Origin of the sequence: Oceanobacillus luteolus, assembly GCF_023715655.1 — a bacterium.
Taxonomy (GTDB): Bacteria; Bacillota; Bacilli; order Bacillales; family Amphibacillaceae; genus Oceanobacillus; species Oceanobacillus luteolus.
On sequence record NZ_JAMBON010000030.1, the window covers coordinates 1 to 20,875 of the forward strand.

Genomic DNA, 20,875 nt, shown 5'->3' on the forward strand with positions numbered 1-20,875 from the left:
AATTTAAAAAATAGAAGAACCCAAACATTTTAGAGCAATATAGGGTTGATAACGCTAACAAAACACTGGACGAAAACAGTATAAAATAAGGGACTTAAAAAACTCCCACAAGTACTTGACTCAATCTGGATTTTCTTTAGCTTTGAATGTTTTTACTGTTTCTTTTAGTTTATGTAGGGTGGATTCAATTTGCCGTTTTGCTTCTTTTAACTGAGATACTTGATAATCCATGTTCTTCTCTCCTTATTATTTCAGTGACTGGCATTCATTATTATATAGAATGCTGAATAGTTATCAATAAGCTTGTGCTATGTTATCCTTCTTTTAAACAAGTTGCAGAAGTATCTGAACAGAAATGCACTACATGGCTTTTGTAACAAAAAAATACGAATGATATGGTGGAAAAACAATTGAGAAGTATACGAAGTTGGCTTGCGGAACGTTTACTCAGTAGGCTCAGTAATAAAAAAATCTATAGCGATGAAAAACTTTTCCGTAAGCATTTCAGAGTGAAGCAAACGGAGAGAGATTATGTATTACCTCGTTTTCTGATGAAAAGGTATCGTATTGCAAAACAGCAATTTCAAGGAATGGATTGCTATATCTTTAATCATAAAAAATCATCCTCAACAAAAACGATTCTTTACCTGCACGGCGGAGCATATGTGAATCCTCCATTGGTATTCCACTGGATGTTTCTCGGAAAAATAGCAAAGAAAACAGGGGCTGCCATCTATGTACCAATCTATCCTAAGGCGCCAAATCATCAGTATCAAGATTCTTTCAGCAAGGTTCTTCCATTATATAAGGAATTGTTGGCTGCTAAGACGAACAACGATATCATCCTTATGGGAGATTCTGCTGGAGGAGGATTTGCATTAGCTCTAGCTCAGCTTCTTTTAGAGAAAAAACTAGCACAGCCTCAACATATTATTTTACTATCTCCTTGGCTTGATATGACGCTGAGCCATCCGGGTATTAACAAGTATGAAAAGTTGGATCCGATGTTAGGTGTCCATGGGTTAATTCAGATTGGGAAGGTGTATGCAGGTGAGACGGATACGAGCCACTATTTACTTAGCCCAATCAATGGTAAGTTAAAAGGTTTGGGAGAACTCACTCTATTCATTGGTACGCACGAATTACTCCTTCCCGATGCCAGGAAATTAAAGAGTCTCACTGACTCACAAGGAATCAAAATGAATTATTTTGAATACCCGAAGATGAATCATGTCTTTCCGCTTTATCCTATTCCTGAAGCGAAAGAAGCTGTTAAGAAAATAGTGGACATGTTAAATGATGGTTAAAGTAAAAGAGAGTCAGCATCTTTAAAAATCGGAGGTCTTAAGATGGGAAAAGTTTTTAGATTTGAATACCAAGTACCAAATCCTCAAGAAGCGATCGAGTTTTATTCAAACACATTCGGGTGGAAATTTGAAAAGAATCCAGGTCCGCAAGATTATTGGTTCATTATTACCGGTGAAGGCAGCATTGATGGTGGTTTAATGAAATCTCCTGATGGTGCAACGCGGACTACAAACTCTATGAAGGTCCCTTCTATTGACGAACATTTAAAGATAGTTACTGAGAATGGTGGACAAGTAGTCGTCCCGAAAACAGAAGTTCCAAACATGGGATACTTCGCTTATTGCTTGGATAATCAAGGATTACTTTTTGGATTATCAGAAGTTAAAGGCAAGTAGAAAATAAATAAATCTTAAAGACTCCCTTCTATTCAGAAGGGAGTCTTTATCTGTTATTGGACATCTATGTTGAGAGATGTCTATGAAATTTTTATTTTAAGTTTAGTTTCAAGGAACTTCCCACAAAATTGTTATTCAATATCTTTTTTCAATTCATGTATCTAGAGGCGTTTAACGTACTCTTAGATAATGTTGCAGAGCTCTTGGTGGAATGTAATGGATTGGCAATGGTCTCAATGAAACAGTGATGTCATCCGGCATAGTAAAATCACGCTGTGCTTGTTTCAGAGAGTTGTACATCGCTTTACCACCTACTGAATTTGCAGAGTGGATCGTAATGCGATTGGCGAATAACTTTTCCTTAATCATTATTTGAACAAGCATCAAACCATTTCTAGTTTTACTTAATAGATCATGGTCCAATGAGAGATGTTCAATACGGAAGTCTTTTAAAAGATCGATACATTCGTCAATCGTCTCGGCTAATACATAGCCAGCAGGTGCTTCTCGAAAATCATCCAAGAAAACACTAATTTTATTCATTTCTTATCTCCTTCCCATATAGGGGAGTGACTAAGAAAAGTCTAGTATTCCCTAGGTATTCATTCTAACATAATAGGGTTCTATGTTAAAGAGAGCAAGACAGCAACCGGGCAGAATAGTAGGAAATGCAAGATGATTGGGAAGGATTGGTACTTTTTTTGTTGAATAATATAAAAGAGACAGATGGGAGTATAGAATATGGAATCCAAGCTGATTATTATAAGTATCTGAGGACAAAGAAATAATAGACAACACTTTGGAAAGTCAGCATACGTTTTAAAAGGATGACAAAAATGATTAATGGGATGTGTTGGGATGAATAACTCGAAGCAAGCTATTTTAGAAATTGCCGTTAGACATGGGATGGATTTACAACAGGAGTCGTTGGAGTTTGATGAATCTGGTCTCGATTTTCAAGTTGTATTTGCAACTGACCAGCAAGGGAAGGAGTGGGTGCTCCGACTACCTAGACGTGAGGATGTGATGCCAAGAACCGAGGTAGAGAAAAAGGTTTTGGATGTGGTGAATGAACATGTCACTGTCTTTGAAGCTCCGAACTGGACCATTTATACCAATGAATTGATTGCCTATGAAAAGTTAACTGGAGTTCCAGCTGGTACCATTAATCATGATATTCAAAATTATGTTTGGAAGCTTGATATTCATCATGTCCCGGATTGCTTTTACGGAACACTTGGAAAAGCACTTGTCGCTTTACACCAAGTCCCCATTGAAAAAGCAAGGGAAGCCGGCTTAACGATTCATGAAGCTCACGAATTAAGGCAAACTATGAAACAGCGAATGAATGCTGTGAAAGAAAAAATAGGTGTTGGTGATTCCCTCTGGAACCGCTGGCAAACGTGGATAGAAAATGATGCAATGTGGCCGGAGAAAACAGGACTCATTCACGGAGATGTGCATGCAGGGCATATTTTGATTGATGAGTCTAGCAATGTAACTGGTTTAATAGATTGGACGGAAGCAAAGGTATCGGATCTATCGAATGATTTCGTTGTACTTTATAAAACATTTGGAGATGAAGGTCTCGAACTTTTGATCAATGCTTATAAAGAAGCTGGTGGATATGTATGGGAGAACATGAAGGAACATGTGAAAGAACTAAGTGCAACATATCCAGTTTCGATTGCAGAATTTGCGATGATATCTGGAAGTGAGGAGTACATGCAGATGGCAAAGCAGGCATTGGAAGTAGCTGAATCGTAATACGCATGTTGGATTACTTAACATGCATGCCTGAAAGGGGGAGAGCGAAATGTCCGCTGGTAAAAACGAAGAAATGTTGACAGGAGGAAATATGTCCAACGTCTATCGAGTACAAGATACAGTGAGAAGAGATCTGAAAGAAAACAGTAACAAGATTCATCGATTATTAAATCACTTGGAAAAGAAAGGTTACCGTTATGCACCGAAGTTTTTAGGAATTGATGAAAAAGGCAGAGAGGTACTATCTTTTATTGAAGGTGAAGCTGGTAATTACCCTTTAAAAACTTTTATGTGGTCGGATGATGCGTTGATTGAGATAGCGAAGATGCTTCGGCTTTACCATGAAGCAGTGAGTGATTTTCCATTCGAAGAAAGTTGGCAACCGCTCGATCTTACACCGCAACCATTGGAGTTGGTTTGCCATAATGACTTTGCCGTCTATAACATTATTTTTCATCATCAAAAACCAGCAGGAATTATTGATTTTGATGTAGCTGCTCCCGGCCCAAGGCTTTGGGATATCGCCTATACGGTTTACACTTGTGTTCCGCTAAGCAGAACCTATTATTCCGAAGCAGGTGAAGCAATTGATTACAATTCTCTCCAGCATGCCAGCCGTATCAAAGAGAGACTGAAATTATTTTTTGAATCGTACGGTGAAGATTTAAATGAAGAATTCTTAGATATGGTACTGCTCCGATTGGAAGGCTTATGTGAGTTGAGCAGAAGGAAGGCTGCGGAAGGAGATATGGCTTTTCAAAAAATGATAGATGAAGGCCATCTAGAACACTATCAAAAGGATATTGCATTTATTAAAAGATATGGGAAAGAGTGGTTTTAGTTAGAGATCTTTTCTTGCGTTCGATTGTATTGTAGTATTCGTCTTCACCTCGCACGTGATTTGTTCTTGCGTTCGATTGTATTGTAGTATTCGTCTTCACCTCGCACGTGATTTGTTCTTGCGTTTGATTGTGGTGAAGTATTTGCCATCTCGTCGTACGTGAGATGTTCTAGCGTTTGATTGTAGTAAAGTATTTGCCATCTCGTCGCACGTGAGATGTTCTTACGTTTGATTGTGGTGAAGTATTTGCCATCTCGTCGCACGTGAGCTGTTCTAGCGTTGGATTGTAGTGTCGTATTTGCCATCTCGTCGTACGTGAGCTGCTCTTGCGTTTGATTGTAGTGTAGTATTTGTCTTCTCGTCGCACGTGAGCTGTTCTTGCGTTTGATTGTAGTGAAGTATTTGTCATCTCGTCGCACGTGAGATGTTCTTACATTTGATTGTAGTGAAGTATTTGTCTTCTCGTCGCACGTGAGCTGCTCTTGCGTTTGATTGTAGTGAAGTATTTGTCTTCTCGTCGCACGTGAGATGTTCTTACATTTGATTGTAGTGAAGTATTTGTCTTCTCGTCGCACGTGAGCTGCTCTTACGTTTGATTGTAGTGAGTATTTGTTTTCTCGTCAGACGTGAATTGTTCTTGCGTACGATTGAACTGAATTTTGCCATCTACTTGAACGTGAGTAGCTCTCATATTCGATTGTAGTGATTTTTTACAATGAATGTCTTACTAAAAGAGCCAGGGGGAGAGTAATGAATGGAAAAGATGTCCTAAATAAATTTGGATTTGACATAAAAGAAGAACCGGTGAGTATATATCCATATTCACCGGTCTATCGTGTGAAGCATGAAGAGCGTGATGTCATTGTCAAGCGTACACAAGAGCATGCTGAACGATTGATGGAATATACATCGATGTTAAAAAGAAATGTAGTAAAGGTAGTAACACCAGTGAAGCTTGACGAGGAAAATCCCCAAAGAATTGGTGAATACAATTTTGTTGTATACCCCTTTATTGAAGGAACAACTTATACGGGAAGTGACCGGGAAATTTTTGAGGCCGGCCAACTGTTGGGGAAAATCCACAGCTTATCTCCGGATTCCAATACATATGGTCTTCCTGAATACGATGTATATGATTTTAACCAGGATGAAGTAGAGGAGAGTATGGCTGCTATAACAAAGCATATTAGAGAGGCGCAATTAACATTTGATTTGGAGAGTTTGAGAGACGTTCTGCAGGAGGCTGTCATCGTTCAAGGAGAGTTGCAGCAGACTGATTTACCTCATATTGCAACAACTTATGATTATAAGGCGAACAATTTAATTATGACTCCAGAGCCATATCTCATCGATCCGGATAATGCAACTTGGGCTCCTAGGATATTTGACCTTGCTTTAGCGCTATTGCTTTTCCATAATGAACATCACGATGCACCAGACCGTGTCTTTACAACACAAGAGTGGAAGACATTCCTTTCTGGCTATCAAACATATGTAGAGCTCACAGAAGCGGAAAAAAGACATTGGGAGAGAGCAAAACGTCATATTTTTCTTGATGAAGTCATATGGTTAATGGCTGAGTATCCTGAGGATTGGCAAAATCCAGCACAGCAAAAGTTGTTTCTAAGCTTAAATCAAATGATTCTCCCAAATGCTGATTATAGGCTGGAATGATAAAGAATTATTCATCCACACACGAGAATATAATAAATATTATCGAAATATTTTAATTTGAATTGCATTTGAATTAATAGATTAATATACTTGTTAATAGACGTAATGCCGAGGAGGAAATCGTATGAAGCGTCACATGGTATGAACAAGCTAACTGGATTCCTATTCATCTAATTAAACAAAAAAATAAGGAATTCAGGAGGTAATAAAATGGATAATACAAACAAATTGAACTACCTAAAAGAGAAACAGGAAGAGCTTCATTTTTCCGGCGCTTATTATGCAAAAAGAGGTAATGAAATTCTGCAAGGAAGCAGCGGATTCGCCAATCGTTCAGAAAAAATCGCGAATGAACCGGATACGAGGTTTGCGATTGCTTCAGGATGCAAAATATTTACAGCGGTTTCCATTTGTATGTTAGTAGAGTCTGGAAAAATTTCATTTGACTCCAAATTAAAGGATTGTCTTGATATCGATTTACCTAACTTTGATGGTGATATCACGATACATCATCTACTGACACATACATCGGGCGTCCCTGACTATTTCAATGAAGAAATCATGGATGATTTTGAGCTCCTTTGGAAATCAAGGCCGATGTATACGATCCGTTCGCCAAAGGATTTTTTACCGATGATTCAATATGAAGAGATGCAAGGTAGTATCAATGGTTCGTTTCAGTACAACAACTCTGGTTATATATTGCTAGGGCTTATTGTAGAACAGGTGACTAAATGCAATTTTACTGCATTCGTTGAGGAACATATCTTTCAAAAAGCGGGTATGATGGATTCTGGCTATTTTGAAATGGATCGATTGCCAGGAAGAACTGCATTAGGTTATATAGAGGAACCGGATGGGAATTGGAAAACAAACATCTATTCCTTACCGGTAAAAGGCGGACCAGATGGAGGAGCATATGTCACCGTGGAAGATATGGCCAAGTTCTGGGAAGCATTGATGAGCCATCGATTGTTGTCAGAAGATATGACTCAGAAACTATTGGCGCCACGTGAAGTTGTCTATGAGGAAGACAATATATACTACGGGTATTGCGGTTACATGGAATTGGACGACGAGAAAAAGATTGTAAAGTATATTCAGATGGGATACGACCCAGGGGTTAATTTCCGGGCCGTGTACTATCCAGGCACTCAGTCTATAATTGTAGTCTGTTCCAATGAATCAGAAGGTGCTTTTGAACTACTGAAGGAAATTGAAACTATCTTATAGCCACGGTGACAGCGAAAGGGATTAACGATCAGGTTAGTCCCTTTTGTCTGTAAAATATGTCTTCAACTCGCTAAGAGAGTTTTAAGCGGATAGGAAAAGTTGATAATGTGATCGTCATGTGATTTTCTTATACTATCAAGAAGTATTTTATGAGCACAAAAGGAGTGAAATCCAAATATGGTTATTCGAATAGCTAAAGAAACGAAAGAAGAGATGATTAGTTCTTTAAAGGATTATTTTTACAATGAGCGTTCAGAGGAAATTGGAGAATTGGCCGCAGAAAATATGCTGCATTACTTTCTAGAAGAGATTGGACCGCATATATACAATCAGGGGATAAGGGATGCCAAAGCAATGGTCGATCAGAAGATGATGAATTTAGAGGAAGATATACTCTCTCTTGAAAAGTCAGTCAGGAAGAAAAGGAATTAAATATACATACAAGGATCTAAAAGCTAAATTTAATTGAAACGGTAAAGACGGGAAATAGGGATAATTTCCTTCTAGTCTTTACCGTTAATTTTTGACATTTTTCGCCTTAATGTAACAAAGCTCAGTAGGCCATATATCCTGTTTTAAGAAAACAAACACCTGTAACCATAGGCTTTGTAGATAGAATAGTACTAAGTTTTTCGTAAATGATGAAAGATTTTGTCATTTTTTGAAACAAAACTGTAACATAAAGATAACTCGAGTGAAACGTTTATATGATAAAATGCCTATGGCTTAGAAAAAATAAAGTTCACGAAATTGCGTTTTACATAGATGATAGAATGACATAGTTATAGTTAGGCAATGGTTGTGATGGAAACGGGGAACGAAAAATGAAGAAAAAATTGATGACAATTACTACAGTTGCTGTGGTTGGTATTGGTAGTGTATTTTTCAGTACTCCAGCATCAGCAAATTCAGTTGAAGATTTAAAGAGCAAAGAGACGGAACTTAAGCAGGACAGAAAAGATTTAAAAGCTAACCTTACTGAAGCAGAAGCGGAAGTTGCTGACCTTCTCATTGAATTGGAAGAAATCAATGTTGAAATTAGTCGAATTCAAAAAGCTTTGGAAGAAAATAAAAAATCATTGAAGCAAAATGAAGAAGATATTATAGATACAGAATCAGAGATAGATGAGCTTGAAAAAGAAATTGCAGAATTGGAAGATGCAATTGAAAAACGTTTTGAAATCCTAAAAGAGCGTGCAGTTGCTTACCAGAAAAATGGTGGAAATATATCATACATAGAAGTACTATTCGGATCGCAAAGTTTCGGTGATTTCATCAGCCGTGTCAGCGCGATCAATAAAATTACCGACTCTGATGCAGCTTTGATGGAACAAATTGAAGCAGATAAAGTCATTGTGGAAGAAAAGAAAGAAGAAGTCGTAGTTAAACTTGATGAATTGACTGATTTGAAAGCCGAGTTAGAAGGCATGCAAGCATTAATTGAAGATCAAGAGAAAGAAACGAAGAAAAAGCAAGCTAACTTAAAAGAAAAAGAACAAACTCTCGTTGCTAAAGTAGAAGAGTTGAAGATGGAAGATAGTAAACTAGCAGCACTTGAAAGAGAAGTAAGAGCGAATATCTCAGAATTGACGAGACCGGCTCCGTCGACTCAAATTGCATCTTCTGGTGGTTCAGATGGTGATCTCTCAACGTATAGCAGCAGCCAATCAAATGGTGGCTATTTAGCATGGCCAGCTGTGGGAGGATATATTTCCAGCTACATGGGCCCACGTTGGGGTAGACAGCATCAGGGTATCGATATCGCACGTCCAAGTAATTATAATATTCTCGCTGCTGCAGATGGCGTGGTCGTCAAAGCAGGTCATACGGGCGGTTTTGGAAACAGAATCGAAATCGAGCACAGCAATGGCTTGAAAACTCTTTATGCACACTTGTCTGAAATCCACGTATCGGTTGGACAAGAAGTAAGCACAGGATCAGTTATCGGGATAATGGGTAACACAGGTAACTCCACAGGAATCCATTTACACTTTGAAGTACGTAAAAATGGTGCTTTACAAAACCCGATGGACTATCTGAAATAAGGTCCCTTATATTTTCAAAGATTAATATAGTAACAATCATATACCCAGCAAAAAGTGGTTCCAAACATCTTGAATAGGATGTCTGGAACCACTTTTTCATTTATCTAGAGTTAAGCAATCTTTCGGCAGACTTCTGCGCAATGGAAGCATGCTTCGGCGCATCTCTGACAATGTTCATGATCATGCTTCTTACATTCGTTTCCACAAGCTTCACAGATTTCGGCACATACTGCAGCCAATTGAGGGATGAATTGACTATTTCTTGCAATGGCCTGCTCTAAATAAGCGCAAATATCAGCGCATTCTCTATCCAGCCGTATACAGTCCACCATCATTTTTACGTCTTCTTCTTTTAGGCATGCATCATAACAATGATTGCAAGCTTCCATACATTCGTGCAGTGCTTCTAGCAATTCTTGATGTTGTTCGTGTGGCATTTTAGATACCCTCCTATAGTATAAAATGATGCTATACAATTTAAGTTTCCCGATATGTATTGGATTAAACAAAGATAACATATTATATACCTAAGGGGGGTACCTGTATTTTCGGATAAGCTGTCATTTATATGCTAACTAGTTGATTCGAACATGGGCATAGAATCAATTATTATAGAAGGAATTGATAACACTAACTCATAGTAAACCGTTAATTCATACCCCGAATTTATTTATTGACAAAAATACTCTAGGGGGGTATGGTATAAGTATAAGGTGAAGGATGTGATGATGTTGGATAAATTTCTGCACGATCACCCAGTTACTCCGAGAACGGAATCGGAGAAAACGACAGTTATCAATAGATTGAAACGGATTGAAGGGCAAGTGCGTGGTATTCAAAAAATGGTCGAGGAAGACCGGTATTGCTTAGATATATTGGTGCAGATCAGTGCGATTCAGGCAGCATTGAAGAAAGTTGGTCATGAAGTAACGGAACGACATATTAAACATTGTGTCAGCGATGCAATGAAATCTGGCGAAGGTGAACCAGCAATCGACGAATTAATGAACGTGTTAAAACAAATCTCTAAATAAGGAGGGATTTTATGAGTGAGAAGCATCATACGACATTAGGTATTACAGGTATGACGTGTGCTGCATGCTCCAGCCGTGTGGAAAAAGTATTGAATAAGATGGACGGGGTCGAAGCTCAAGTCAATTTGACAACAGAGAAGGCCACGATCGATTATGATTCAGAAGTCGTTTCTATCGATGACATTACGAAAAAAATTGAACATATCGGTTATGGTGTCGTCACAGAGCAAGTCGACCTTGATGTGTTTGGCATGACCTGTGCTGCATGTTCAAGCCGAATCGAAAAAGTGCTGAATAAGCAAGATGGTGTCAAGCAAGCAACCGTAAACCTTGCAACAGAAAATGCGTCTGTCCAGTATAATCCTGGAATCATCGACATGGATGATTTAATCGTTAAAATTCAAAAAATGGGTTACGATGCAAAGCCTAAAGAAGAAAGTGAAGCGAAACAAACGCATAAAGAAAAAGAATTAAAGACCATGAAGATGAAAATTCTCATCTCATCCATACTAACTGCTCCATTGTTGGTAACGATGCTTGTTCATTTATTCAATATGAGCATTCCGGATATTTTTATGAACCCATGGTTCCAGTTCGCTTTGGCGACTCCGGTGCAATTTTTTATCGGTTGGCAATTTTACACCGGTGCTTATAAGAGTCTCCGGAATGGCGGAGCGAATATGGATGTCCTTGTCGCCCTGGGTACAAGTGCTGCGTATTTCTACAGTTTATACGAAGCAATCAGGACGATAGGAAATCCTGCATACGAACCGCATTTATATTTTGAAACAAGTGCAGTCATCATTACGTTGATTCTCGTTGGTAAATATTTGGAAGTGAGAGCGAAAAGTCAAACATCAACTGCGCTGTCTTCTTTACTCAATTTACAAGCGAAAGAAGCACGTGTCATTCGAAACGGTGAAGAAACGATGATTCCTGTTGAAGAAGTTACCGTTGGCGATCGTTTAGTTGTGAAACCAGGCGAGAAAATTCCAGTAGACGGTGTTGTAGTGAAAGGTCGTACCTCCGTCGATGAATCGATGCTGACCGGTGAATCAATCCCGATTGAAAAAGGCATGGATGCAACCGTGATTGGATCGACGATTAATAAAAATGGAGTCATCGAAATGGAAGCGACGAAGGTTGGTAAAGATACCGCCCTTGCATCGATTGTAAAAGTGGTAGAGGAAGCTCAAGGATCGAAGGCACCAATTCAACGGTTAGCTGACGTGATTTCCAGCTATTTTGTACCAATTGTTGTAGGTATTGCGATTTTGACTTTCGTTGTGTGGATTGCCTTTGTCCAACCAGGGCAAATCGAATATGCGATGCTTGCAGCGGTTGCTGTACTTGTCATCGCTTGTCCTTGTGCGTTGGGGCTTGCGACACCGACATCAATTATGGTCGGTACAGGTAAAGCAGCTGAAACGGGAATCCTTTTCAAAGGTGGCGAACATCTCGAGCGTACCCATGAACTTAACACGATCATCCTAGATAAGACAGGTACGATTACAAAAGGTAAACCTGAAGTCACAAATTTCATAGGTGATGAAGCAACATTACAACTTCTGGCAAGTGCGGAAAAAGGCTCGGAACACCCGCTTGCAGAAGCAATCGTCACGTATGCAACAGAACAGAATATGGATTTTGCTGAGGTGGATGATTTTAACGCGATACCTGGTCATGGTATTGAAGCAACGATTACTGGAAAAAACATTCTTGTCGGAAATCGAAAACTTATGCAAGACCACCACATTGAAGTCGGTGACGCCGAGCAAGAATTAGTGCAGTATGAAATGGAAGGAAAGACGGCGATGTTGATCGCTGTCGATGGAGAATTTAAAGGGATTATTGCTGTCGCGGATACGATTAAAGATACAGCTCCACAAGCCATCCAAGAGTTGAAAGACCAAGGATTAGAAGTAATCATGCTGACAGGAGATAATGAACGGACGGCAAGAGCCATCGCGAAACAAGTAGGCATTACCGAAGTGATTGCTGAAGTTTTACCTGAAGAAAAAGCGGATAAAGTGAAGGAAATCCAGTTGAAAGGTAAAAAAGTCGGGATGGTTGGAGATGGAGTAAATGATGCTCCTGCCTTAGCAATTGCAGATATCGGAATTGCCATCGGTACAGGGACAGAAGTTGCGATTGAAGCAGCTGACGTCACGATTCTTGGCGGCGAGTTACTACTCATTCCAAAAGCAATCAAAATCAGCAGAGCAACGATTAAAAATATCCGTCAAAACCTGTTTTGGGCATTTGGCTATAACACGGCAGGAATCCCAATCGCAGCCATCGGACTCCTTGCTCCTTGGATTGCCGGCGCTGCGATGGCACTGAGTTCCGTCAGTGTAGTTTCCAACTCGCTTCGTCTAAAGAGGGTTAAGATATAAACGTAATCTTGAACTTTAAAGGAGGTGAGAACTATGCAAAAACAAACATTAAATGTTACAGGCATGTCTTGCGGCCACTGCCAAGCGTCTGTAGAAGGCGCATTGAAAGGGTTGGATGGCGTATCTGCTGTAGAAGTGGATTTAAATTCTGGTAAAGTAGAAGTCACCTATGATGAATCAAAAGTTTCTTTAGAAAATATGAAAGAAGCTGTTGAAGATCAAGGGTATGACGTAGCATAAATATACATGATAGAAGCTGGTTTCCTGATTGGAGACCAGCTTTTTTTGTGAAATAAATCCTTTTACATTCGAGATGAGCGAGATTTATGGATCCAACAACCGCTCACAACCTCCCCAAAATTACAAATCTGCAGGATATGTTAGGATACTTAACCATTTGTAAGGTTTTTTGCAAAAATTAGTACATAGACCTCTCTGATATTGAAATATATAAAAATATCACTATTAACCGTTGTTTATCTAATTTCAGAAATCTTAGGTCCATTGATATAATAAAAACCATCGTTTCGAAATAAAAAGACATTCGAGGAGGATTTATTATTCGTGTTCAAACAAAAGGGAAATAGGATTGTTAGTCGACTCGTTATGCTTACGCTACTTAGTATTCTTGCAACTGCGTTAGCCGCATGCGGTTCAGAAGAGGTAAGCGGTGATCCGTCAGATGAAGCAAATGATGCGATTAGTGTTGCGGTTGTTCAAGATTACGCCCCATTTGAATTTAAGGTAGATGATAAATTGACTGGGTTTGATGTTGAATTAGTGGAAGCGGTTGCGGAGAAAGCGGGCTTGTCTGTCGACTGGGAAATCATGAAATTTGATGGCATTATTCCGGCGCTTCAAGCAAATCAAGTCGATGCCGCTGTTTCAGCCATTGGAATCCGGGAGGACCGTCTAGAAGTTGTGGACTTCTCCGATCCATATTTTGAGTCTGGTTTATCTTTAGTGGCGCTAGAGGGCAATGATTTTGAAAGTGAAAAAGATCTGGATGGCAAAGTGATTGTCGCGAAACAGGGAACATCCGGTTTAAAACTGGCCAATGAACTTGCTGAAAAATATGATGTTGAAGTTACGACACTTCAAGATGATGCAACCATGTATATGGAATTAGAAAACGGAAATGCGGATATCGTTATCAATGATTATCCAAGTGTTGCTTATAAATTGAAACAGGATGGAGAAGATTCCGAGCTTGAGATCGTGGGCGATATGTATCCAAGCGAAGATTACGGAATTGCTATTTCTAAAGACAGTGATGGTCTATTAGAAAAAATGAATGACGGACTTCAGGAATTAAGAGATAGTGGGGAGTTTGACGAGATTTACAATCGTTATTTCTCTGAATAAGGATTGGCTGAATCTGAGAGAAAGAGGGATCGTGTGTTAGATGGAAACTATACAAATCATACTTGATGCATTACCCACTCTGTTAAGTGGAATGGGATTGACTTTAGAAATAACAATTATATCACTAGTCCTTGCAATGGTCATTGGACTTGTACTCGGTGTATTCAGTATTACGAAAAGCAAAATACTAAGAGCTATTTCAACTGTTTTTGTTGATATGATCCGAGGCACACCATTACTTGTCCAAATATTATTTATTTACTTCGGTATACCTAGTGTATTCGATGTTAACCTAACGGCGTTTGCTGCTGGTGTGATTGCAATCACGATCAATGCAGCTGCATACTTAGTTGAAATTTTCCGAGCCGGAATTAACTCCATTGATAAAGGACAAATGGAAGCTGGTAGGTCGATTGGATTTTCCTACTGGCAAACAATGCGATTAATTGTATTACCTCAAGCAGTACGGCGTATGATTCCTGCTTTCGTTAATCAATTTATTGTCAGTATTAAAGATACTTCGCTCCTTTCCGCTATCGGTATAGCTGAACTTACATTTTCTGGACAATCGATTTATGCTGCTAATTTCCGGGCTTTTGAAATATTATTTGCAGTGGGAGTTCTGTATTTTGTCATCATCTATACATTGAGCTTACTCTCACGCTGGTTGGAGAGGAGATTAGATGTCGCATGAAAATGATTGAAGTAAAAAGTTTGAAGAAATCATTTGGTAAATTAGAAGTTTTAAAAGATATAAATATAGATGTGGCGCCACAAGAGGTTGTGTGTGTCATTGGTCCATCAGGTTCTGGGAAGAGCACGCTTTTGCGTTGTATGAATCGCTTGGAAGAACCTACAGCTGGAGAAATTTTTATTGAAGAAGATAACCTCACAGATACAAAAACAAATATTAATCAATTACGTCAACGAATGGGAATGGTCTTCCAACAATTTAATCTTTTTCCCCACAAGACTGTAATGGAAAATATCACAATGGGTCCACAGCGATTAAAGGGAAAGTCAAAGACAGAAGTAAAAGAACTTGGATCTCAATTGCTTGAGAAAGTGGGATTAGTAGATAAAGCAAAGGTATATCCAGATAACTTATCAGGGGGACAAAAACAACGGGTTGCGATCGCACGGGCATTAGCGATGGAGCCGAGTATCATGTTATTTGATGAGCCGACCTCAGCCCTAGATCCAGAAATGGTTGGGGAGGTACTTCAAGTGATGAAGGATTTAGCGGAAGATGGGATGACCATGGTCATTGTGACGCATGAAATGGGATTCGCTAAGGAAGTCGCTGATCGCGTTATCTTTATGGATGAAGGTTTCATCGTTGAAGAAGGCTCACCAGCAGAACTCTTTGATAACCCACAACATGAAAGAACAAAGAGCTTTTTATCGAAAGTCTTGTAAGTATTGGGACCACACATATTAGTGAACAATCTCGTACCTTGCGAGATTAGTTTATAGATATTTTTAATAAAATAATTAGGGGTGAAATTATTAAAACGTTAGAAGTTGCTAGGAAGTCAAAGGTAAAAACGAAGCATTTTTTTCGGAAGCCAGAGAAGAAGGATGGGGCGGAAGTTTGGAGATTGATTAAACACACTGGTAATCTCGATCTTAATTCTTCCTATAGCTATCTTTTATGGTGTGAGGTATTTTCGGAGTCGTCGATTATCGCTTTTGAGGGACTAGCTGAGGAAAGGCCAGTTGGATTCGTCTCAGGTTTTATGCACCCAGAAAAACCAGATACTTTATTTATTTGGCAGGTAGCTGTTCATGAATCACAACGAGGAAAAGGTTTAGCTACAAAAATGTTAAAGCAACTATTGAATCGTGAGTGTTGTGAACAAGCAAAATACATTGAAGCCACGGTAGGTGAGTCAAATACGCCTTCTAATAATTTGTTCTTAGGTCTTGCGAGAAAATTTGAATCAAATTATAGGATAAGCAAGTATTTTGAATCAGATGACTTTCCGGAAAGTGATAAGGAAGCACATGAAACCGAGTGGCTATATCGTATTGGGCCAATAAATAAAAAATTTATAAAGGGATGAATCTAATTGAATACAACTTTAGTAAAAAATGAGGAAATGAAAACGTTTGAAGAATTGGAATCAGCGGTGAGAAGTTACAGCCGAGGCTGGCCAACTGTATTTGAAAAAGCAAAGGGCTATCGTTTATGGGATACAGCTGGAAAGGAATATATTGATTTCTTTGCAGGCGCAGGAGCACTGAATTATGGCCATAATAATGCTGACATGCAACAGAAATTAATAGAGTACATTGAGCGGGATGGGATTCTTCATAGCCTGGACATGGGAACTACTCCGAGAAAGGAATTTCTCGAAAAGTTTCAGGAAATTATCCTTAAACCCCGAGAGCTGGACTATAAAATCATGTTTCCAGGACCAACTGGGACAAATACAGTTGAGAGTGCTTTGAAAATTGCCAGGAAAGTAACACAGCGTCAAACTGTCATTAGTTTTACAAACGCATTTCATGGAATGACGATTGGTTCGCTTTCTGTAACAGGCAATTCCTTTAAACGGAAAGGTGCAGGTATTCCATTAAATCACTCCGTATCTATGCCGTTCGATCAGTTTATGGAGAATCAGGAAACGCTCGCTTACTTGGAAAGTTACCTGGAGGAGAGTGGAAGCGGCCTAGATCTACCAGCAGCCGTCATCTTGGAAACCGTTCAAGGAGAAGGTGGCATCAATGCTGCGAGAATCGAATGGTTGCAGAAAGTCGAAGAGATTTGTAGACGTTTTGACATCCTGTTAATTGTTGATGATGTTCAAGCGGGATGTGGACGGACAGGTACATTCTTTAGTTTTGAGCCAGCGGGAATCAAGCCGGATATCGTATGTCTTTCCAAATCAATTGGTGGTGCGGGTTTACCAATGGCGATAACATTGATTAAGCCTGAATATGATCAGTGGGAACCTGGAGAGCATAATGGCACATTCCGGGGAAATAACCTAGCATTTATCACTGCGACAGAAGCATTGAATTATTGGGTTACGGATGATTTCTCCAACCATATTCATGAACGTGCTGCCGAACTGAAAGCAGCAATCCAGTCCATCATTGAAAATTATCCAGAGCTTAACGGTGAGGCACGAGGCAGGGGACTCATGCAAGGAATTGCCGTTAATGTAGAAGGATTAGCTACAAAAATTTGTAGTGAAGCATTTGAACGAGGGTTGATTGTTGAAACGTCTGGACCAAAAGATGAAGTAGTCAAATTCCTTCCACCATTAATGATTGATGAAGAGGGATTGAGTAAGGGCTTATGTATTTTGGAAGATAGTATCAAAGAAGTTCTTAAATAAATATAAAAGAAAAAGGGAGATAGAGAAATGATCGTAAAATCACTGGAAGATATTGTTGGAACTAAAGACGATGTAGCTGATGGTAACTGGAGAAGCCGAAGATTTGTTTCTGCACATGATAAACTTGGATTTAGTATAAATGACACGATTATCAAAGGCGGGACAACAAACTATTTCTGGTACAAAAATCATATTGAAGCTGTTTATATCATCGAAGGAGAAGGCGAAATTGAAAAGCTGGAAAACGGCCAGGTATGGCAACTTAAGCCAGGTACCATCTATGTATTAGATGAAAACGATAAACATGAACTGCGTACGAAAACAGACATGCGGATGGTCTGTGTATTCAATCCACCACTAGTCGGTACGGAAAAGCATGATGAGGACGGTATTTATCCGTTATTGACACTTGAAGATGTAGAGAATTAACAAATAGATAAACTTTTATAAAAGGTTCCGAGCTGATTCTTAAGCTTGGAACTTTTTTTGTGGGCTGTGTTTCTCAAGAGGAAGATGGTCGAAAAGGTTACGCCTGCTCTCTTTTTAATTGAGGCATTTAATATTTAAAAAGGTGCGATAAAATTGTTGACTTCAATGTTTAATATGTGTTAAAATTATATAATTTGACTAAAAATAATATATATGTTATGATAAAGATGGTTAGAAAATATGGAGGCGATTGTTTGTATCAAGTTGGCGATAATATTTTTTATCCACTGCATGGAGCAGGTGTCATTAAAGCCGTAGAAGAAAAGGAAGTCTCTGGAGAAAAGCAAGAGTATTATATCATCAAAATGGTGCTCGATAATTTAAAGGTTATGATTCCTGAGAGTAAAATAGCGGATTCAAGTATACGGCATGTTACGGACTTAGCTTCGTTAAAAAAAGTTGCAAACATGGTTGAAGATGAAGAATCAGATGAAATACTGCCTTGGAAAACAAGGCATAATGTGAACATGAATAAAATAAAAACCGGTAAACTTAAAGCATGTGCTGAAGTAATCCGAGATTTAATACGCGTAAAGAAAGCAGATAAACTTAATTCAAGTGAAAGAAGAATGCTAGGTAAAGCGCGTGATTTTTTGATGAGTGAATTGAAATTGATCGAGGGGATTGAAGAAAAACAGATCGAAAGGTTTATGTTAAAACTGAAATAAAAGAAGATATTCAAGTTGGAATTTCCTGATTTCTCAAGGAAATTCTTTTTTTGTTTAAGGACAGCCTAAAGGCTGATATATCAACACATTTAAAGGTAATCAATATGTTGATTACCTTTAAATGTGGTAAAACTATTTTGAATATAGTGTTATTATGAAGATGCGAGATGGAACTATAATAAAATATTGAATCGGAGTACGGCTAATGAATATTAAAATCACGAAATTGCAGGAATCAGACTTTGAAAAGCTTTACGATTTTGAATATGAAAACAGGGATTATTTTGAAGAGATGGTACCGAGCCGTGGGGATGAATACTATAACTATGAGACTTTTATAAAAAGGAACAAAGCTTTGTTGGATGAGCAAGCTGAAGGATTATCCTTTTTTTATTTAATAAAAGATGAAGACGGCCAGATTCTTGGAAGAACGAACTTGGTGGGTATAGATAAAAAACAAAGTCTTGGTCATCTGGGCTACAGAGTTGGAGAAAAACATACTGGAAAAGGAGTCGCTCATACAGCTTTGAATCTCTTATTAATAAATATGACTATTGTTTGGATACTGTTGGAGACTAGATTTAAAGAGTGTTACGCTCTATAATCCATAGATATTAAGATACCTGTGGCTAAAATAAAAGCAAGCATCCAGATGATCATCTTTTATACCATACTCCCCACTCCAATTTCCCTCTTTTTCCGAAAATAGGTAAAATATTGTATATATTTGTAGATACACCATTTACTTCCATTATTTTCCTTGTTACAATTCTTATTGTAAACAAAAGACAGCGTTATCATCAACTCATTAGGTGCTTTATTGGAACAGCTATTTTTTCAATCATGCAAGTAAAGCTTAAGAGCTTAGAAGAAATACAGGAATCCTAAGTTGGGATTCTTGTGTTTTTGTATGAGTTTAGCTATGAGATTCCACTTTACACCTAAAAAATTCAGAAAAAGCGCAACTTTTACTTACTGTCAACCGTCTTAATGATGTAGGGATGATATGGGCATTTTCTCTGGAATCTTCAGAGTTATATTAGATCACTTGCAAGGTTTGATTTACATAGTTTATTTTCCAGTGGCATTGTTTCTAATCATATTCAGATTTAACACTTTTAATAGAATTTGGGGCAGATTTCATTATTTTTTGTTTATTATTCATTTATCGATATGGGGGATTAACATGAATATTATCATGGGTGGATTTTTGTTGGGGACGATTGTATTTATGTTTTTTTATGTTGCATCTAAAAAAAGTGGCCAATACTTTTTGGCGCCAATCATCACTTTCCTTTTCTCCCTCGCCATTACTGCTTATGGACTTTTTGCAGTTGGCGGTTTTGAAGGAATGGGATATGGATTGGTCGGTGTTGGATTTATTGCTGTAAGTATTATTGGTACGCTTCTTCTACCAATATTTACTCGGAGGGGGAGTGCACAGCAATTTACGAAAAGAGATAAAGCAAGTCTTATACTTTTACCATTATTGTTCTTTTCTATCATTGGGCTAAGCATTTACCTGGACGATGGGTACTGGATTATTGAACAAGGTGGAGTTACCTATGTGGAAGATAGAAGCAGGGCAGGTTTAGAAAATTACTATAAAGTTTCTACGATTTTAGAAGGCAAGAAAAAAATCGATCTCATGTTAGGGAAGGATTTCTTAGGTAAGGAAATTGAAGTTGAGAATGTATCCAAGTGGGGTTCTACGGAAATAACTCTGAATATTGTAGATGGTGAAGCGGAAGATAAGGCACCTTATATTAGTATAGGTATAGACGAAATAAGGGAACCTTTAACCATTCAAACAACAGATGGAATGGTGTTTGAATCCGTGGTGGATTAGTTGGAAAATAATTGAGAAATGTTTAAGATGAAAAAATAGTTTTTAAAAAAGGTATCTTTTTGCAGGTATACGTGTTACACTGTGGTTAACTTAATTGTTCGTGCTAGCAATACAGGATTTTGTCACAGCTTACTATGTAAAATCATCGTCTTGAATTATTAACAGAACAACCAAAGTAATAAACGTGCTTGAAGCACAATGGAGGAATTATCTATGAACACAGGTTCAGTAAAATGGTTTAACGCAGAAAAAGGTTTCGGATTCATCGAAGTTGAAGGTGGAGACGATGTATTCGTACACTTCTCAGCAATTCAAGGCGAAGGTTTCAAAACTTTAGAAGAAGGTCAACAAGTTACTTTCGATATCGAAGAAGGCAACCGTGGACCACAAGCAACAAACGTTAGATAATAACGGATAAGAAAAAAGCTCTTCTGTCATAGAAGGGCTTTTTTTGTTGTTCATAT

24 protein-coding genes are annotated in these 20,875 nt (G+C 38.4%); 21 read left to right on the plus strand and 3 right to left on the minus strand.

Annotated features, from left to right (window positions below):
* Positions 1–410 precede the first annotated feature (410 nt).
* A complete protein-coding gene (locus M3210_RS14770; protein WP_251515868.1) occupies positions 411–1,307 on the plus strand; it encodes an alpha/beta hydrolase fold domain-containing protein in 897 nt (298 codons plus the stop codon).
* A gap of 42 nt (positions 1,308–1,349) precedes the next feature.
* A complete protein-coding gene (locus tag M3210_RS14775; protein ID WP_251515870.1) occupies positions 1,350–1,703 on the plus strand; it encodes a VOC family protein in 354 nt (117 codons plus the stop codon).
* A 171-nt stretch (positions 1,704–1,874) separates the two neighbouring features.
* Here M3210_RS14775 and M3210_RS14780 read toward each other — a convergent pair whose 3' ends face one another.
* The gene (locus tag M3210_RS14780) at positions 1,875–2,246 is read right to left on the minus strand and encodes a cyclic-phosphate processing receiver domain-containing protein (RefSeq protein ID WP_251515873.1); all 372 of its coding nucleotides are present in this window, start codon (positions 2,244–2,246) and stop codon (positions 1,875–1,877) included.
* Positions 2,247–2,561: 315 nt separating this feature from the next.
* Between M3210_RS14780 and M3210_RS14785 the strand changes: the two genes are divergently transcribed.
* Together M3210_RS14785 and M3210_RS14790 are read left to right on the plus strand one after the other, a co-directional pair.
* Positions 2,562–3,470, plus strand: coding sequence for a macrolide 2'-phosphotransferase (locus M3210_RS14785; protein WP_251515875.1), 909 nt, complete (start codon positions 2,562–2,564; stop codon positions 3,468–3,470).
* Between the two features lie 49 nt (positions 3,471–3,519).
* Positions 3,520–4,311 (plus strand): phosphotransferase, encoded by a 792-nt coding sequence (locus M3210_RS14790; RefSeq protein ID WP_251515877.1) that lies wholly within the window; start codon positions 3,520–3,522, stop codon positions 4,309–4,311.
* A gap of 44 nt (positions 4,312–4,355) precedes the next feature.
* On the opposite strand, the gene M3210_RS14795 is transcribed toward M3210_RS14790, so the two are convergent.
* Positions 4,356–4,886 carry a hypothetical protein gene (locus tag M3210_RS14795; protein ID WP_251515879.1) on the minus strand — a complete coding sequence of 177 codons (531 nt, stop codon included), beginning with the start codon at positions 4,884–4,886 and terminating at the stop codon, positions 4,356–4,358.
* A gap of 175 nt (positions 4,887–5,061) precedes the next feature.
* On the opposite strand from M3210_RS14795, the gene M3210_RS14800 reads away from it, so the two are divergent.
* The 4 genes from M3210_RS14800 (at position 5,062) to M3210_RS14815 (ending at position 9,263) form a co-directional block, all read left to right on the plus strand.
* Positions 5,062–5,985 carry a phosphotransferase enzyme family protein gene (locus tag M3210_RS14800; RefSeq protein ID WP_251515881.1) on the plus strand — a complete coding sequence of 308 codons (924 nt, stop codon included), beginning with the start codon at positions 5,062–5,064 and terminating at the stop codon, positions 5,983–5,985.
* Between the two features lie 210 nt (positions 5,986–6,195).
* Complete coding sequence (locus M3210_RS14805) at positions 6,196–7,218, plus strand: serine hydrolase domain-containing protein (protein ID WP_251515883.1); 1,023 nt, start codon at positions 6,196–6,198, stop codon at positions 7,216–7,218.
* 177 nt (positions 7,219–7,395) lie between these two features.
* Positions 7,396–7,650 carry a DUF2164 domain-containing protein gene (locus tag M3210_RS14810; RefSeq protein WP_251515885.1) on the plus strand — a complete coding sequence of 85 codons (255 nt, stop codon included), beginning with the start codon at positions 7,396–7,398 and terminating at the stop codon, positions 7,648–7,650.
* 392 nt (positions 7,651–8,042) lie between these two features.
* Entirely contained in the window at positions 8,043–9,263 is a 1,221-nt protein-coding gene (locus M3210_RS14815) for a murein hydrolase activator EnvC family protein (RefSeq protein WP_251515887.1), read from the plus strand.
* 110 nt (positions 9,264–9,373) lie between these two features.
* Here the strand turns inward: M3210_RS14815 and M3210_RS14820 are convergent, their stop codons facing one another.
* On the minus strand, positions 9,374–9,700 hold the full coding sequence (locus tag M3210_RS14820) for a four-helix bundle copper-binding protein (RefSeq protein WP_251515889.1): 327 nt from the start codon (positions 9,698–9,700) through the stop codon (positions 9,374–9,376).
* Positions 9,701–9,991: 291 nt separating this feature from the next.
* Here M3210_RS14820 and M3210_RS14825 point away from each other — a divergent pair, with 291 nt between their 5' ends.
* From M3210_RS14825 to M3210_RS14885, 13 genes are all read left to right on the plus strand, one after another.
* Positions 9,992–10,297, plus strand: a complete 306-nt coding sequence (locus tag M3210_RS14825; RefSeq protein WP_251515897.1) for a metal-sensing transcriptional repressor — start codon at positions 9,992–9,994, stop codon at positions 10,295–10,297.
* A gap of 11 nt (positions 10,298–10,308) precedes the next feature.
* Positions 10,309–12,693: a heavy metal translocating P-type ATPase gene (locus M3210_RS14830; protein WP_251515899.1), complete on the plus strand. Its 2,385-nt coding sequence runs from the start codon at positions 10,309–10,311 to the stop codon at positions 12,691–12,693.
* Between the two features lie 33 nt (positions 12,694–12,726).
* Entirely contained in the window at positions 12,727–12,933 is a 207-nt protein-coding gene (gene copZ, locus M3210_RS14835) for a copper chaperone CopZ (RefSeq protein ID WP_251515901.1), read from the plus strand.
* A 324-nt stretch (positions 12,934–13,257) separates the two neighbouring features.
* The gene (locus M3210_RS14840; RefSeq protein WP_251515903.1) at positions 13,258–14,058 is read left to right on the plus strand and encodes a transporter substrate-binding domain-containing protein; all 801 of its coding nucleotides are present in this window, start codon (positions 13,258–13,260) and stop codon (positions 14,056–14,058) included.
* A gap of 40 nt (positions 14,059–14,098) precedes the next feature.
* Positions 14,099–14,752 (plus strand): amino acid ABC transporter permease, encoded by a 654-nt coding sequence (locus M3210_RS14845; RefSeq protein WP_251515905.1) that lies wholly within the window; start codon positions 14,099–14,101, stop codon positions 14,750–14,752.
* A 2-nt stretch (positions 14,753–14,754) separates the two neighbouring features.
* Positions 14,755–15,477, plus strand: coding sequence for an amino acid ABC transporter ATP-binding protein (locus tag M3210_RS14850; protein WP_251515974.1), 723 nt, complete (start codon positions 14,755–14,757; stop codon positions 15,475–15,477).
* An 89-nt stretch (positions 15,478–15,566) separates the two neighbouring features.
* Positions 15,567–16,124 carry a diaminobutyrate acetyltransferase gene (gene ectA, locus M3210_RS14855; RefSeq protein WP_349774368.1) on the plus strand — a complete coding sequence of 186 codons (558 nt, stop codon included), beginning with the start codon at positions 15,567–15,569 and terminating at the stop codon, positions 16,122–16,124.
* Positions 16,125–16,160: 36 nt separating this feature from the next.
* Complete coding sequence (gene ectB / locus M3210_RS14860; RefSeq protein WP_251515975.1) at positions 16,161–17,405, plus strand: diaminobutyrate--2-oxoglutarate transaminase; 1,245 nt, start codon at positions 16,161–16,163, stop codon at positions 17,403–17,405.
* A 27-nt stretch (positions 17,406–17,432) separates the two neighbouring features.
* Complete coding sequence (locus M3210_RS14865; protein ID WP_251515909.1) at positions 17,433–17,834, plus strand: ectoine synthase; 402 nt, start codon at positions 17,433–17,435, stop codon at positions 17,832–17,834.
* Between the two features lie 254 nt (positions 17,835–18,088).
* Positions 18,089–18,562 carry a CarD family transcriptional regulator gene (locus M3210_RS14870; RefSeq protein ID WP_251515911.1) on the plus strand — a complete coding sequence of 158 codons (474 nt, stop codon included), beginning with the start codon at positions 18,089–18,091 and terminating at the stop codon, positions 18,560–18,562.
* A gap of 205 nt (positions 18,563–18,767) precedes the next feature.
* On the plus strand, positions 18,768–19,166 hold the full coding sequence (locus tag M3210_RS14875) for a GNAT family N-acetyltransferase (protein ID WP_251515914.1): 399 nt from the start codon (positions 18,768–18,770) through the stop codon (positions 19,164–19,166).
* Between the two features lie 582 nt (positions 19,167–19,748).
* Positions 19,749–20,411, plus strand: coding sequence for a YesK-like family protein (locus M3210_RS14880; protein WP_251515917.1), 663 nt, complete (start codon positions 19,749–19,751; stop codon positions 20,409–20,411).
* A gap of 213 nt (positions 20,412–20,624) precedes the next feature.
* Entirely contained in the window at positions 20,625–20,819 is a 195-nt protein-coding gene (locus M3210_RS14885) for a cold-shock protein (protein WP_251515920.1), read from the plus strand.
* Positions 20,820–20,875: the final 56 nt, after the last annotated feature.